18 protein-coding genes are annotated in these 13,501 nt (G+C 68.7%); 10 read left to right on the forward strand and 8 right to left on the reverse strand.

Features of this window, described 5'->3' with window-relative positions; all coding sequences use genetic code 11:
* Positions 1-852: 852 nt before the first annotated feature.
* From MT347_RS17000 to MT347_RS17020, 5 genes are all read right to left on the reverse strand, one after another.
* A complete protein-coding gene (locus MT347_RS17000; RefSeq protein ID WP_243502565.1) occupies positions 853-1,098 on the reverse strand; it encodes a hypothetical protein in 246 nt (81 codons plus the stop codon).
* Between the two features lie 83 nt (positions 1,099-1,181).
* A complete protein-coding gene (locus MT347_RS17005; RefSeq protein WP_104305026.1) occupies positions 1,182-1,802 on the reverse strand; it encodes a recombinase family protein in 621 nt (206 codons plus the stop codon).
* A gap of 212 nt (positions 1,803-2,014) precedes the next feature.
* On the reverse strand, positions 2,015-2,407 hold the full coding sequence (locus tag MT347_RS17010) for a low molecular weight phosphatase family protein (RefSeq protein WP_159424203.1): 393 nt from the start codon (positions 2,405-2,407) through the stop codon (positions 2,015-2,017).
* Positions 2,404-3,789, reverse strand: a complete 1,386-nt coding sequence (locus tag MT347_RS17015; protein ID WP_159424202.1) for an FAD-dependent oxidoreductase — start codon at positions 3,787-3,789, stop codon at positions 2,404-2,406. Before MT347_RS17015 ends, MT347_RS17010 begins: the two co-directional genes overlap by 4 nt.
* Before the next feature lie 17 nt (positions 3,790-3,806).
* Complete coding sequence (locus MT347_RS17020; protein ID WP_159424201.1) at positions 3,807-4,550, reverse strand: MIP/aquaporin family protein; 744 nt, start codon at positions 4,548-4,550, stop codon at positions 3,807-3,809.
* A gap of 49 nt (positions 4,551-4,599) precedes the next feature.
* On the opposite strand from MT347_RS17020, the gene MT347_RS17025 reads away from it, so the two are divergent.
* Positions 4,600-5,268 (forward strand): ArsR family transcriptional regulator, encoded by a 669-nt coding sequence (locus MT347_RS17025; RefSeq protein ID WP_159424217.1) that lies wholly within the window; start codon positions 4,600-4,602, stop codon positions 5,266-5,268.
* On the opposite strand, the gene MT347_RS17030 is transcribed toward MT347_RS17025, so the two are convergent.
* Positions 5,269-5,619 carry a metalloregulator ArsR/SmtB family transcription factor gene (locus MT347_RS17030; RefSeq protein WP_159424200.1) on the reverse strand — a complete coding sequence of 117 codons (351 nt, stop codon included), beginning with the start codon at positions 5,617-5,619 and terminating at the stop codon, positions 5,269-5,271. It lies immediately after the preceding gene.
* Positions 5,620-5,707: 88 nt separating this feature from the next.
* On the opposite strand from MT347_RS17030, the gene MT347_RS17035 reads away from it, so the two are divergent.
* A complete protein-coding gene (locus MT347_RS17035; RefSeq protein WP_159424199.1) occupies positions 5,708-7,027 on the forward strand; it encodes an NAD(P)-binding domain-containing protein in 1,320 nt (439 codons plus the stop codon).
* Positions 7,028-7,041: 14 nt separating this feature from the next.
* Positions 7,042-7,518 carry a GNAT family N-acetyltransferase gene (locus MT347_RS17040; protein WP_159424216.1) on the forward strand — a complete coding sequence of 159 codons (477 nt, stop codon included), beginning with the start codon at positions 7,042-7,044 and terminating at the stop codon, positions 7,516-7,518.
* A 101-nt stretch (positions 7,519-7,619) separates the two neighbouring features.
* On the opposite strand, the gene MT347_RS17045 is transcribed toward MT347_RS17040, so the two are convergent.
* On the reverse strand, positions 7,620-8,333 hold the full coding sequence (locus tag MT347_RS17045; RefSeq protein ID WP_208544898.1) for a DUF3800 domain-containing protein: 714 nt from the start codon (positions 8,331-8,333) through the stop codon (positions 7,620-7,622).
* A 140-nt stretch (positions 8,334-8,473) separates the two neighbouring features.
* A complete protein-coding gene (locus MT347_RS17050) occupies positions 8,474-8,884 on the reverse strand; it encodes a MerR family transcriptional regulator (RefSeq protein WP_159424197.1) in 411 nt (136 codons plus the stop codon).
* 96 nt (positions 8,885-8,980) lie between these two features.
* On the opposite strand from MT347_RS17050, the gene MT347_RS17055 reads away from it, so the two are divergent.
* From MT347_RS17055 to MT347_RS17085, 7 genes are all read left to right on the forward strand, one after another.
* On the forward strand, positions 8,981-9,964 hold the full coding sequence (locus MT347_RS17055; protein ID WP_159424196.1) for a bile acid:sodium symporter: 984 nt from the start codon (positions 8,981-8,983) through the stop codon (positions 9,962-9,964).
* A 7-nt stretch (positions 9,965-9,971) separates the two neighbouring features.
* The gene (locus tag MT347_RS17060; RefSeq protein WP_159424195.1) at positions 9,972-10,283 is read left to right on the forward strand and encodes a thioredoxin family protein; all 312 of its coding nucleotides are present in this window, start codon (positions 9,972-9,974) and stop codon (positions 10,281-10,283) included.
* A 325-nt stretch (positions 10,284-10,608) separates the two neighbouring features.
* The gene (locus MT347_RS17065) at positions 10,609-10,851 is read left to right on the forward strand and encodes a helix-turn-helix domain-containing protein (protein ID WP_146076566.1); all 243 of its coding nucleotides are present in this window, start codon (positions 10,609-10,611) and stop codon (positions 10,849-10,851) included.
* Between the two features lie 173 nt (positions 10,852-11,024).
* Complete coding sequence (locus MT347_RS17070; RefSeq protein ID WP_243502566.1) at positions 11,025-11,276, forward strand: hypothetical protein; 252 nt, start codon at positions 11,025-11,027, stop codon at positions 11,274-11,276.
* Between the two features lie 484 nt (positions 11,277-11,760).
* Entirely contained in the window at positions 11,761-11,952 is a 192-nt protein-coding gene (locus tag MT347_RS17075) for a hypothetical protein (RefSeq protein ID WP_104349134.1), read from the forward strand.
* A 210-nt stretch (positions 11,953-12,162) separates the two neighbouring features.
* Positions 12,163-12,759, forward strand: coding sequence for a recombinase family protein (locus MT347_RS17080; protein ID WP_243502567.1), 597 nt, complete (start codon positions 12,163-12,165; stop codon positions 12,757-12,759).
* A 192-nt stretch (positions 12,760-12,951) separates the two neighbouring features.
* Complete coding sequence (locus MT347_RS17085; protein WP_104353530.1) at positions 12,952-13,500, forward strand: hypothetical protein; 549 nt, start codon at positions 12,952-12,954, stop codon at positions 13,498-13,500.
* Position 13,501 lies beyond the last annotated feature (1 nt).

The raw sequence follows: 13,501 nt of genomic DNA on the forward strand, positions 1-13,501 counted from the left end.
GCGTTGGTGGGATCTTCTTAACTGGAGCTGTAGGAGGAACGTGGCGCCTACGGGGTAGGTGGACATTCTCCACAGATCGGGTGATCCGGCCGCCCTGCGAGACGCGGGACGGAACCGGAGCCGGCGCCGCGCACGCGGCGCGTAGGGCAGCCGCACGGGGCATCACGAGCGCCCGCGTGGAAGCCATGCGGAGCTGGCGGCCACCGTGCGCGAGCTGCGCGGCAACGCGCTCACCTCCGCACAGGTAACGGCCCTCGATGACGACTGCGGCGAGGCCCAACAGCAGCAGGATCTCTCGGGCGCGCTGCACGGTCCTCTTGCACATGCCCAGGCGATCCGCGACCGTCTGGTGCGCTGTCGTGACGCCGCGTCCCGTACCGACGTCGGCCGAGCGCATGTCCTCCTGAGCGACGAGCAGCAGCGTGTGCGGTGCGACCTTCACAGCCGCTCGCACGGCTTCGCCCTCGGGCGTTGCCAGGGCGTCCAACACGGCGTCGAACCACGCGCTACCGGACGTCCAGCACGGCAGCGGCGCGTAGGCGCCCGGTGCCGGCTCGGGGCTCCACGAGCCCGACCGCGATTTGTTCGGCCGCGACGCGGCCGCCTGTGACGTCTCGGATGCAAGCTCGACCGACCGCTCCCCTGAAAAAAGGGTGGGTCGGGAGTGCACGGAGACGAACTCCGCTGTTACGATGTGGTCATTCCTTCCGGGTACGTTCCGGCGGGTACACCGAAGGCCCGGCTGGTAACCGGTTCTTGGGTGGGACTGCTTCACACCTCTGAGTCGCCAAACTGTGCGAGGTGGGAAGCCAAGGCTTCTAGGCCCGTCGCGAGAGCGACGGGCCTAATGCGTTAACGGGTGTCGATGGGCAGCTCCTCATCGGAAAGAAGGGTCGGCTGCGACGGCCACCACGAGGGAACACCCTCGTCGGTCAGCTCGCTTTGCACGTGCTCGACCAGGCGCTCGAAGAACACCGCCGACGACACGTTGGCGTGCGACGCCATGTCGTTGAAGCGATCGCGCGCCTGCTTCTCGACGGTCCAGGCAACGTTGGTGGGTTCCACCATCGTTCCTCGGGGACGCCGCGTCGTAGCCATGTGATTAACGTAGAGCTGTGGCTGTGATTAGCGCGACGCGACACGCCGCTTTAGATGCCCATTTGGTCACTCGCGGCTGAGGGCTACTCCGCTGCGGGAAGCGGGAGCGTGACGTCCACCGCGCGGAACTCCGAGACGGTCGCCCGCTCGACTGCTCGGTAGACCGTCGAGCGCGTCACACCGAACTGCTCCGACAGCTCCGCGACGGTGTAGTTCCCGGAGCGGTACTCCGCGACCAGGTGCGCCTCGATCTTCGGGGAGAGCTTCGGCGCGCGGCCGCGCAGCCGGCCCTTCGCTTTGGCGACCCGCATGCCCTCCTTCGTGCGCGCGCGGATCAGGTCGCCCTCGAACTCCGCGATCATCGCCAGCACGTTGAACAGCAGCCGCCCGATCGGGTCGTTCGGGTCGTGCAGCGACCCGCCGATGTTCAGGCGCACTCCCCTGCGCGTGAGCTCGTCCACGATGTCTCGCGCATCGGTGATCGAACGGGCGAGGCGGTCGAGCTTCGTCACGAACAGAGTCGAGCCAGCGTCGCACGCGGCCAGGGCCTCGCGCAGCGCGGGCCGCTCGCGGTTGCTGCCGGTGAGGCCGGCGTCGACGTAGATCCGCTCCGCCGGCACACCGGCCGCGAGCAGCGCGTCACGCTGCGCCTGCGCGTCCTGCTTGTCCGTCGAGACGCGGGCGTATCCGATCAGCTCAGCCATTGGACCAGTATCCCGTTTGACGCCCCCCTACCGAACAAATCACCGGACGGGTCTAACGGGACACTCAGCACCGCGGATTTTCGCGGCGCTGTCGGTTCTCGAGGTCCTCTGCACGAATCTTCAAGGTCCTCTGCACGGCGGCGTGACCCATCATTCGGGCCTGTGGGTCTCGGCGCCCCGTGGCAGCGTTCTGGCGCCGCTCGATGTCGCGTCTAGTCGAGGAGTTCCGTGCGGATGCGCGCGGCGACGGCCTCGCGGAGGGGGCGGACGTTCTCGGCGCTCCAGTCGGTCGGGTCGGGGAACTTCCACTCCAGGAACCGGCCGGTCGGAGTCGCGGGGAGGGTGAGGCCGGGCTTCATGGCGACGACGATGTCCGCGTTCTCGAGGTCCTCGACCGTGACGGCTCGGGGGGTGCGGTCGCTGATGTCGAGGCCGAGCTCCGCGACGGTCGCAGCGATCGCGGGGTTCACCGTGTCGGCTGGCGAGAGCCCGGCGGAGGTGGCGGTGTAGCGGTCCCCGGCGAGGACTTCGAGAAGGCCCGCGCCCAGCTGGGAGCGGCCGGCGTTGTGCTGGCAGAGGAAGAGGACGGTGGGCTTCTCGGTCATGCGGGGATGCTGCTTCCGGTGGTGGTGCGGGTCCAGGTCTGGGTGGCGATCTGCACGGCGTCCCACGGGGAGCCGAGCGGGGGCGTGTAAGAGAGGTCGAGGTCGGAGACCTGCTCGACGGTGAGCCCGGCGAACAGGGCGGTCGCATAGGTGTCGACGCGCTTGGCGGTCTCCGTGCCGAGGCGGCCGACGAGCTGCGCGCCGAGCAGGCGCCCGTCGCGGGTGTCGCCGGTGATGCGGATCGTGATCGGCTGCGCGCCCGGGTAGTAGCGCTTGTGGTCGTCCGCAACCGCGGTCGTCGTCGCCGGAGCGAATCCGGCGGCGAAGGCTTCGTGCTCGCGCAGTCCGGTCCGGGAGGCGACCAGATCGAACACCTTCACGACCTGCGTGCCGACGGAGCCGGCGAACCGGGCGTCGCCGCCGAGGGCGTTCTCGCCCGCGACCCGGCCCTGCTTGTGCGCCGTCGTGCCGAGCGGCAGGTAGGTGGTTCCGAGGAGCCGATGGTGGGTCGTCACTCCGTCGCCTGCCGCGTACACGTGCGTGAGGCCGGTGCGCATGGCCTCGTCGACGACGACGGCGCGGCCGGCGCCGAGGGACGCTCCGGCGCGGGCGAGCAGGTCGGTGTTCGGCTTCACTCCGACTACCAGGAGGACGACGTCGGCGGTGCGGGTGAGAGGTGTGCCGTCGTGATCGGCGTGCACCGCGAGGCCGGTCGCGGTCTTCTCGATCGAGGCGACGGTGGTGCGGGTGAGCACCTCGACGCCGCGCTCAGTCAGCTCGGTGTGGACGAGGGCACCGAGTTCGGGGTCGAGGGTGGAGAGCACTTCGGGGCCGCGCTGCAGCTGAGTGACCTGGAGGCGTCGGACGGTGAGGGCTTCGGCCATCTCGAGGCCGACGTAGCCGGCGCCGACGATGATCGCGGTCTGCGGGTCGCGGCTGTCGAGGAACCGCTCGAGGGCGAAGGTGTCGCCCATCGAGTGCAGCACGTGCACCCCGTCCTCCGGACCCAGCGCGTCCACTCCGGCGATGCCGGCGGAGGAGGCGAGGGCGCCGGTGCCGACGATCAGCTCGTCGTATCCGATCCGGTCGAGCGAGCCGTCGGGGGTGCGGACGGTGAGCTGCTGCCCGGTGACGTCGATGTCGGTCGCGAAGGTGTCCAGGCGCAGGGTCATGCCGGTGGCTTCGAGGTCGGCGTGGGTGCGGTGCGCGAGCGACTGCCAGGGCTGCACCTCGCGGGAGAAGTAGTACGGGATCCCGCAGATGGAGAAGTTCGGGTAGGAGTCGGCGACGACGACGGTCACGTCGACGGACGGGTCGAGCTCGCGGGCGCGCAGCGCGGCGGAGATCCCCGCGTCGCTGCCGCCGATGGCGACGAGATGCATCAGATGGGCCTTTCGAATCAGACGTGTGAAGAGGTCGAGGTGGCCGGGACCACGAGGTCCCCGGCGGCTCGCGCGGCGCCCGGGAAGAGGAACACGGCGATGCCGACGCCGATCGCGGCGCCGACGAGCTGCGCGGCGATGAAGGGCAGGACGGAGGCGGGGGCGATGCCGGCGAAGGTGTCGGTGAAGACGCGGCCTACCGTCACGGCGGGGTTCGCGAACGAGGTCGAGGACGTGAACCAGTACGCGGCACCGATGTACGCGCCGACCGCGGCCGCCGCGAGCGGGCCGCGGTTCGTCCGGGCGAGGGAGAGGATCACGAGGACCAGGCCCGCGGTGGCGACGACCTCCCCGAGCAGATGCCCGGCGGTGACGCGCTCGGTCGTCGCGATCGCGGTCGGGACCTCGAACATCGCGTTCGCGAGGACCGCGCCGCCGACGCCGCCGAGCAGCTGCGCGCCGACGAACACCACCAGCTCCCGCCCGGACAGGCCGGTACGGTCGCGACGACCGAGGAGCGCGTCGACGGCGGACACGAGCGGATTGAAGTGCGCCCCCGACACCGGGCCGAAGACGAGGATCAGCACCGCCAGTCCCAGCGCGGTCGCGAGGGAGTTCTCCAGCAGTTGCAGGCCGACGTCGTCCGGAGAGAGCGACTGCGCGGCGATGCCGGAGCCGACGACGATCGCCACGAGCAGGCCCGTGCCGAGGAACTCGGCCACGGCCCGACGAGCGAGCGGAGGAGAGGAAGTGGTGTCCATGTCGTCGGCCATCTTGACCGCTCACGTTCACTCAGTCAAGATTGAGTCAATGAACACCGAGCGAACCGAATTGGAAGCGCGGGCCGCCCGGCACGCGGCCCTCAGTGATCCCGCGCGCCTGCGGATCGTGGACCTGCTCACCCTCGGAGACCTGGCGCCGCGGGAGCTGCAGGACCGGCTGGGGATGCCCTCCAACCTCGTCTCGCACCACCTCGCCGTCCTCGAGCGGGAGGGAATGATCCTCCGACGCCGTTCGGAGGCGGACCGGCGCCGCAGCTACGTCCACCTGGTCCCCGGCGCGTTCGATCAGCTCGGGCCGTCGTCCACCGCCGCGGTGCGGCGGGTGCTGTTCGTGTGCACCGCGAACTCCGCCCGCTCCCAGCTCGCCGCGCAGCTTTGGTCGCAGCGCAGCCCCATCCCCGTCGCCTCCGCCGGCACCCACCCGGCCACCGCGGTGGCGGTCGGCGCGATCGCGACCGCCGAACGTCACGGCCTCCCGCTACCCGAAGGTATCCCGCAGCAGTTCGCGGACGTCGCCGCGGACACCGACCTCGTGATCACCGTCTGCGATGCCGCGCACGAGGAACTCGGCTCGGAGGCGCTGCACTGGTCGATCCCCGACCCTGTGCCCGCTGGCACAGACGCCGCGTTCGATGCCGCCTACGACGAGCTCGCCGCGCGCGTCGACGCCCTCGCGGCGAGGGTCACGGCCGCCTGATTAGACGCGGGTGAGCATCCCCGCGAGGGAGTCGAGCGCGCCGGGGACGAGGGAAAAGTACGCCCACGTGCCGCGCTTCTCGCGGGCCAGGATCCCGGCATCCACGAGGATCTTCAAGTGGTGCGACACGGTGGGCTGACTCAGCCCGACCGGCTCCGTGAAGTCGCACACGCACACCTCGCCCGTCGCGCTAGACGCGACGATCGACACCAGCCGGAGCCTCGCCGGATCCGCCATCGCCTTCAACGCCCGCGCCAGCAGCTCCGCGCCCTCGGCGCTCAGCGGCTCGCGCGCGAGCGGCGCGCAGCACGCGGCCGCCGCCGCGGTGAGGGTCAGCTCGGTCGTCGCCATGCCTCCACCCTCCCACACATTGACAGTCATCGATATGCCGGGTCAGACTCGGTCCATCGATGACCGTCGATGTTGAGGAGTGCACCTGATGACCATGCTGCTGACCGTCCCGCCCCGCACCGACGAGCGCCGCCTCGCCGGCCTCCCCGTCGCCGTCATCGGCGCCGGCCCCGTCGGTCTCGCCGCCGCCGCGCAGCTGCTCGAGCGCGGCCTCGACGTCGTGGTCTACGAAGCAGGTGAGAGTGCCGGCGCCGCGGTGCGGCAGTGGGGTCACACTCGCCTGTTCTCGCCGTGGGAGTACCTGGTCGACTCCGCTGCCGGACGCCTGCTCGACGCCGCCGGCTGGGAGGTGCCCGCCGCGAAGAAGCTGCCCACCGGGCACGATTTCGTCCGCGACTACCTCGCACCCCTCGCCGCGACCCCGCAGCTCGCCCCGCTTATCCACTACCGCTCCCGTGTGACCGCCGTCTCTCGTGAGGGCATGGATCGCACCCGCTCCACCGGTCGCGCTGCGACACCGTTCCTGCTGCGCCTGGACACCCCGGAGGGCGTCACCGACGTCACCGCCCGCGCGGTCATCGACACGTCCGGTACGTACTCGACCCCCAACGCGCTCGCCTCCGCGGGCCTTGACCCACTCGGTGTCCTCGATGTCGCGGAGCATCTCAGTCACGCCCTGCCGGACGTGCTCGGCGCCGACCGCGCCCGGTTCGCCGGGAAGAGCGTCCTCGTCGTCGGCGCCGGCCACTCCGCCGCGAACACGCTGATCAAGCTCGCCCGTCTCGCCCGCGAGGAACCGGATACGAGGATCACGTGGGCGATTCGCGGCACCAGCCCGCTGCGCGTCTTCGGCTCCGGGGACGATGAGCTGGAGGAGCGCGGCAAGCTCGGCGGGACCGTGCGCCAGCTCGTCCGCGACGGCGCGATCACTCTCCTGGACCGCTTCGAGATCGACCGCCTCGAGAAGGCCCCCTCCGGCGGTGTCACGGTGATGGGGCGGCGGCGGAAGGAGCGCGAGAGTGTGGAAGTCGATGTCGTGGTTCAGGCCACCGGGTTCCGGCCCGACCTCGACATGCTGCGCGAGATCCGCGTCTCCCTCGACGAGATCGTGGAAGCGCCCCGCGCACTCGCCTCGCTCATCGACCCGAACCTGCACTCCTGCGGCACCGTCGACCCCCACGGCGTCGCGGAACTCGCCCACCCGGAGCCGAACTTCTTCATCGCGGGGATGAAGTCGTACGGCAGGGCGCCGACCTTCCTGCTCGTCACCGGCTACGAGCAGGTCCGCTCGATCGCGGACGAACTCGCGGGCGATCACGCCGCCGCCCGGCGCGTGCAGCTCGTCCTCCCCGAAACCGGCGTTTGCTCCACCGACATCGGATCCGCCGGAGGGAGCTGCTGCTCGTGACCGCGATCCGGCCGATGCTCCCCGAGGACTGGGCGGCGGTCGAGGCGATCTACCGCGAGGGGATCCTGACCGGGCACGCCACGTTCGAGGCCGAGCCGCCGACGTGGGAGGCGTTCGATGCGGGGAAACTCGACGTCGGGCGCCTGGTCGCTGTCGACGGAGAACAGATCCTCGGTTGGGCCGCGTTGTCGAAGGTCTCGGCCCGGCCCGTCTACCGGGGCGTGGTCGAGCACTCCGTCTACATCGCCGCCGCCGCACGTGGCCGCGGCGTCGGTTCGATCCTGCTCGCCGCGCTCATCGCCGCGGCGGACGACGCGGACCTGTGGACGATCCAGTCGAGCATCTTCCCGGAGAACACCGCCAGTCTCGCCCTCCACGACCGTGCGGGATTCCGGCGCGTGGGCATCCGGGAGCGCATCGCGCAGATGACGTATGGGCCGGAGGCTGACCGCTGGCGCGACACGATCCTCATCGAGCGGCGGCGCCCGTGAGGCCGTGACTCGTCCAGGATCCGCGTGTATCGTGATCGTCACAACGGGCCGGTTCCCGGAACGTTGCCAGCCGAAGACCCCGCCTAGCGGGGTCTTCGTTTTTAAGGCGTCCAGATCCAGTCGTGCGACGTCGACGCGGCGATCAGTCCGCTCAACCGCGCCATCGTCGCCGCGGACTTCGGGTGCGTCTCCGTCACCGTCTGGCGGCGCCGATGCAGATAGACCGCGAGGTCCACTGCCTGCAAACCGGCGGCGTTCCTCGAGGACGCGAACTGGATCGGGGAGGAAATCAGGTCGAGCTTGCTCGGTCGGTAGCCCGGCGTTCCCAGCAGCTGGTAGCTCTCGAACTGCCGCCGATGCTCTTCCTGCGTCGCGATCTCGTCAGCGACGACGATCACCTCCTCCGTGTCGGAAGAGAAGACGTAGCGGCGGTACTCATTCACCCGCTCGAGCAGGTGCTGCAACACGACCTTGTGCGGCTGCTCCGGGTACCGATACCGAGCGTTCAGACGCTTCACGTCCACACCGCGGAACAGGTAGCGGACCTCGGCCTCCTGCGCGATGCGCAGCGCGGCCGCGTAGATGCCGGCCGCCTCACGGTGCTTCCCGCGCAGAGGCGCCCACTCGCCGGCGCCGCCCATCAGCTCGTGCCCGTGGAACTCGACATCCGTCGGGACCCCGTGGTCCACGGCGATCTGCTCCCGGAGAGCGGCGTAGCCCTGCTCGAGCTGCTCCCACTTCTCCTGCGTGGTCACGGCAGCGCCGATGAAGTAGAAGTCCTGTGTGTAGGACTCGTCCACGTACGCGATCAGCATCCGGTCATCATGTCAGCGACCTCCGCCACCACGAGCGGTAGAACAGCGCGTGCGGGCCGCTGCGAACGGCTCGCAGACGTGAGCATGTCGCGGGAGCACTGATGCTCGGGGTGCACGGAGCGCACCTGATCGATCTGTCGTCACTGGTGTTGTCCGCGGGAGCGGAAGATGCACTCGGTCGAGCAGAGCTCGTCCCGGTCGGGGCACTCGGCGAGGTCGTGGTCGGCGCGATCGAGGCGAGAGCGCAGCTCGTCCAGTCGCGCGCGCTTCTCGTCCAGCTGCCGGACTCGTTCCGCGAGGAGCGGGCGGAGAGCGTCGCGGACGTCGGTGCAGGAGGTGGTTTCAAGGGCGCGCAGGTGACGGCCGATGTCCTCGAGCGGGAGGCCGAGTTCCTTGCTGGACTCGATGAGGTCCAGGCGGGCGAGCACGTCGGCGTCGTAGTCGCGGTACCCGTTGCTGCTGCGGCCGGGGGTGATGAGTCCGATGGACTCGTAGTACCGCAGCGCCGTCGCGGAGACGCCGCTGCGCTTGCTGACGTCCGAGATCCGCACACGCCCGACCCTACGGCGCGAACCCCGCTTGACCTTCAACCGGCTCGAACGTTTACCGTTGCACCCCGTGCCCTTCCTTCTTCCCGGTGTGCTGTCGTGAGCGCCCTCGTCGCCTGGCTCGAACACCGCCAGATCCCGCTCTACCTCGCCGCGATCGCCGCTGGAGCTGCGCTCGGACTGCTGCTGCCCGCCGCGCACAGCCTGGAGATCGCGATCGAGCCGGTGCTCGCGCTGCTGCTGTTCGCCACGTTCCTTGGCGTCCCGTTCGCTGCGATCGGCCGGTCGCTGCGCGACGGTCGTTTCCTCGCCGCGGTCGGGGTGTTGAACTTCGTCGTTGTGCCCGTCGTCGCCTACGGCCTGTCCCGGTTCGTGGCCGACAGTCCCGCGCTGCTGTTCGGGGTGCTGCTGGTGCTGCTGACTCCGTGCATCGACTACGTGATCGTCTTCGCCGGCCTTGCCGGCGGCGCCTCCGATCGGCTGCTCGCCGCGGCACCGCTGCTGATGCTCGCGCAGATCCTGCTCCTCCCGCTATACCTGCTGCTCTTCCTCGGACCGGAGGGCGTCGCCGTGGTCGAGATTGGTCCGTTTGCGCGCGCGTTCCTGCTGCTCATCGTCGTACCACTCACCGCGGCCGCTCTCGTGCAGGCCCTCGGTCGGCGGCACTGGGCGGGCCGGGTCATCGAGTCCACGATGCTCGGGCTCATGGTGCCGCTGATGATGGGGACCCTGTTCGTGGTCGTCGCCTCCCAGGCCGGCGCCGTCGGCGCGGTCGCCGGACAGCTACTCGTCCTCGTCCCGATTTACGCCGGCTTCCTCGTCGTCATGGCCGCCGCCGGTCTGGGCGTCGCGCGGCTCTTCCGCCTCGAGTACTCCGCGACCCGCGCACTCGTGTTCAGCGGCGCGACCCGCAACTCCCTCGTCGTCCTGCCGCTCGCGCTCGCGCTGCCCGCATCACTTGCGCTCGCTCCGGTCGTCGTCGTCACGCAGACCCTCGTGGAGCTCGTCGGCATGGTCGTGTTCGTCCGGCTGATCCCCCGGCTCGTCCGCGACCCGACGGGCACGCATGTCAGAGGCGCATGATCAGCAGATGAGATTCGAAGTTCTCCACATCGACGCGTGCCCGAACTCAGCGGAAGCGATCGGGCGCCTCCGCGAAGCTCTCGTCGCCACAGGGCACCCCGATGCGGTGGTCGAGACCCGACTGCTGCGAACGCCGGAAGACGCCGCGGATGCACCCTTCGCCGGATCACCAACGATCACCCTCGACGGGACCGACCTCTTCCCCACAACCGGGCGGACGAACGACCTCGCCTGCCGCGTCTACGCGACTCCAGTTGGACTCGCGGGGGCGCCGACAACTGCGCAGATCATCGACGCGATCACCCCTCGTGCCCACTGACACTCCTCTGACCTGCTCGTGCTGCGGCCGACCCAAGAACCGCCGCCAGCTCCACCAGCTCAACAACGGAGCCGCCTTCATCTGCCGCCGATGCGGACTATGGATCGCGCTTCGCCTCCGCCGGGACCACTGACGTAGGCGGAAGGTCCGCGAACGATCGTTCGCGGGACGCCAAGGTCGCCCGCGTCGTCCAGGTGCCCTTCGACCTGTTCAACCAGTCTCTTCAGCTCGGCGTGCTTCCGACCCGTTAGAAATGACTTCTATAGGCTTGCGGCCAGTGGAGCACGATTAGTCGGTAGAGATTGTGACTATCAGGCCGGACCAGTTGGACACAGGCAACCGCGTCGAGACGCTCTACACGATCAGCGCCGCCGCCCGTCGCGTTCAGCGCCGCCGCGCCACCGTCCGAGCCTGGATTCAACAGGGCCTCCTGCCCTTCGAGATGATCGACGGCGACCACGCGAAGTACATCAAGGAGGCCGACCTCCTCGCCGTCTATCGCCAGACGTTGACAACACGACGCCTGCGCCCGCGTGATGACGCCGGTCGCTTCATATCCCGGATCTAGGTCCGACCGTCCACCCCACCTCGTGTCCCTCCAGCTCGTGATCGATCCGTACCGGGGAGTTCTGGGTGCCTTCTTCCGAACACGGCCAAACCCGCCACGTCGCCGAGCTACGCTTGCCGCTAGTGGCGCAAGACTCAGAACCTCGCATCTGGACAACTGCCGACGACTGGACGATGGTCCCTCGTTCGCCAGACGAGGCCGCGCACGACCTCTACACGCTGAGCGCCGCAGCGAAACGGATCCGGAAGCGCCGCGCGACGATCCGTGCGTGGATTCAGCAGGGCCTTCTCGACTACTACCAGCGCGAAGGCGATCACACGAAGTACGTGAAGCTCAGCGAACTTCAGGCCGCCTACCGGAACCGCCTCACCGCACTCCGAAGCCGACCCCGCGACGACGACGGCCGATTCACGCCCTGGACTTGACCAACTCCATACCGTCCACCCCAAAATCTAAAGTGGGGATCGTGGCATGTGCTGCCGCATTTCATTCCTCTTCGCTCGCCGTTTCGGATCCTTGACTTCTCCCCGGACGCGAAATCTGTATGCTCGCGCTAGGCCGCGAACTGGCTCACGGCTTGTGCGAGACATGGCCGATACCGCAAACTAGTACCGCTTGTTACAAGTGCGCCCAGACCAGCCGAACGGCTGGTCTTCTGCGTTAATGGACGACGCAGCGATCACACCCCGCGGCTCGACCGCGACGCCCTACCCACCACGACCGCTCCACCGAAACCACGCCGGCCTCGAGCCGGCTTTTTTCATGCCCGGCCCGGATTTGAGCAGCACCAGCTCTCCTGGCCCCCTCCTCATCTGACTACACACCTGGTTGCTAGTAGTCAGTGAAGCCGAGCCGACCGGCTCGGTGTCGAACGGACGCGCTCGCGCGTCCCCCGCGGAGAGGTTCGTCATGTCGATCCTGCTTCCCGAGTCACCGGAGGAGGTGAACTTCCTGAACGCCTTCGCTGAGCAGCTCCCCGAGCTGTTCGCGATCGCCGTCTTCGCTCCGCTCGTCTACATCGTCGTGCTCGGCAAGAACGGCGCTCCCGCGAAGCGCATCAAGAAGATCGCCAAGGCCCTCCGCCGCCCACCCCAGGCGTAGCGGACTCGAAAAAGCGCACCTCCTTCGCGGAGGGGAGAGCTCTGTCTTCGACCGACTCGAAAAACAGTAGCTTTCCGAGACGTGCCATCCGGCGGTCGTCCCGCACTCCGGAGGTCCGGGTTCTCGGACGTCGGCTGTCTCGAAAAGACATCTTGCCGTATTTCGTCTCAGGAGGGGACACGGAGGGTATTTCCGAGTCAGAATGAGGTCGTGAGGCTTCTGGGTTATACGCGTGTGAGTACATCGAGTCAGGATGCGCAGCTGCAGCTCGACGCGCTCGTCGCCGTCGGCGTGCAGAAGCGCGACGTCTTCGCGGACGTCACCTCGGGGAGTAAGACAGCGATTGAGCGGACCGGGATGAAGAAGCTCCTCGAGTACGCCGAGGACGGCGACACCGTGGTCGTGTGGCGAGTCGACCGGCTTGGCCGCTCCCTGATCGACGTGCTGAACACGGTGAACCTGCTGCGCGAGCGCGGAGTGCAGGTCCGGTCGATCTCGGACGGCATCGATCCGTCGACATCGACGGGCCGACTGATGCTGAACATGCTCGCCACGCTCGCGGAGTACGAGCGAGAACTCATCGTGGAACGGGTCAACGCCGGCATCGCGGCCGCCCGCGCGAACGGGACCCGGTTCGGCCGGCCTCTCTCGGATCCGGTCGTGATCGCGGACAAGCTCGCGATCGCCGCCGACGCTCGCGCACGTGGTCGCACCGCTGAGGACGCTGCTCGTCTCGTCGGGTGGAGTCGCGCGACGCTCTACCGCCACCAGCAGGCCCACACCGCCCGCGAAGACGCAGCGGTCTAGCCCGCGGCCCTCTTCACAGCGATCCACCCTGGCCGGTTGTGCAGGCGACTTCGAGCATCTGAATGTTCACGGTCGTCTGCACGAGTGCCGAGACGGCGCGAAGAGTTGTGCAGAGGAGCGTGAAAACCGACAGGCGCTCGATGTCGCGTCTGCGTGTACCGGTCACCGATCCCCTTACGGGATGCTGGTGGGATGGATGAAACCATGCTGGATGTTGTGACGGGGATCGCTCTGCCGGCGGCCGCGATCGTGATTTCGACGCTGGTCGCCGTTGGTCTAGCCGCGTCAGAGCGGAAAGCCGCGGCCACCGCTCGGGTAGAGGAACGAATCGACGCCGCCTTCGTTCGCGCTCTCACTGCTCTCGCGATCCTGAACACGATCAACCTGCGAGCGGAGTCGGTTGCGGAGCCGCTGCGAGAACTTCGCGTGAGCCTCACCCTTCTAGAAGCACTGAGCACACACGCGGACGGCAACCTCCTAGGCGAATGGTTTGAAGCCGAACGGGTGGCAGGAAACGAGCAAGTGGCCGAGTCGATGCGCCGGCTCCAACTGGTGCCGTCTCCGCTGCGCACGGATGCCGACGTAGAACGCGCTCTGGCCGCGGGCGGTCCCGTGAACACCTGGGCGCGCGACTTCGCGAACCGCCTCCGCGACTGGCACCGTCGAGGCGCGTCCGACGACGAGATGAGGGCGCACATCGCGTCAGCCAGGGCGCTGCACCCCGGGACGAGCGCGGTCTAGA

Origin of the sequence: Microbacterium sp. VKM Ac-2923, assembly GCF_022815605.1 — a bacterium.
Lineage (GTDB): Bacteria > Actinomycetota > Actinomycetes > Actinomycetales > Microbacteriaceae > Microbacterium.

Excerpts from the sequence above, each read along its gene's own strand:
- MT347_RS17000 (WP_243502565.1), bottom strand. The coding sequence starts at position 1,098 with ATGGCTACGACGCGGCGTCCCCGAGGAACGATGGTGGAACCCACCAAC.
- MT347_RS17005 (WP_104305026.1), bottom strand. The coding sequence starts at position 1,802 with ATGGCTGAGCTGATCGGATACGCCCGCGTCTCGACGGACAAGCAGGAC.
- MT347_RS17010 (WP_159424203.1), bottom strand. The coding sequence starts at position 2,407 with ATGACCGAGAAGCCCACCGTCCTCTTCCTCTGCCAGCACAACGCCGGC.
- MT347_RS17015 (WP_159424202.1), bottom strand. The coding sequence starts at position 3,789 with ATGCATCTCGTCGCCATCGGCGGCAGCGACGCGGGGATCTCCGCCGCG.
- MT347_RS17020 (WP_159424201.1), bottom strand. The coding sequence starts at position 4,550 with ATGGACACCACTTCCTCTCCTCCGCTCGCTCGTCGGGCCGTGGCCGAG.
- MT347_RS17025 (WP_159424217.1), top strand. The coding sequence starts at position 4,600 with ATGAACACCGAGCGAACCGAATTGGAAGCGCGGGCCGCCCGGCACGCG.
- MT347_RS17030 (WP_159424200.1), bottom strand. The coding sequence starts at position 5,619 with ATGGCGACGACCGAGCTGACCCTCACCGCGGCGGCGGCCGCGTGCTGC.
- MT347_RS17035 (WP_159424199.1), top strand. The coding sequence starts at position 5,708 with ATGACCATGCTGCTGACCGTCCCGCCCCGCACCGACGAGCGCCGCCTC.
- MT347_RS17040 (WP_159424216.1), top strand. The coding sequence starts at position 7,042 with ATGCTCCCCGAGGACTGGGCGGCGGTCGAGGCGATCTACCGCGAGGGG.
- MT347_RS17045 (WP_208544898.1), bottom strand. The coding sequence starts at position 8,333 with ATGCTGATCGCGTACGTGGACGAGTCCTACACACAGGACTTCTACTTC.
- MT347_RS17060 (WP_159424195.1), top strand. The coding sequence starts at position 9,972 with ATGAGATTCGAAGTTCTCCACATCGACGCGTGCCCGAACTCAGCGGAA.
- MT347_RS17070 (WP_243502566.1), top strand. The coding sequence starts at position 11,025 with ATGGTCCCTCGTTCGCCAGACGAGGCCGCGCACGACCTCTACACGCTG.
- MT347_RS17075 (WP_104349134.1), top strand. The coding sequence starts at position 11,761 with ATGTCGATCCTGCTTCCCGAGTCACCGGAGGAGGTGAACTTCCTGAAC.
- MT347_RS17085 (WP_104353530.1), top strand. The coding sequence starts at position 12,952 with ATGGATGAAACCATGCTGGATGTTGTGACGGGGATCGCTCTGCCGGCG.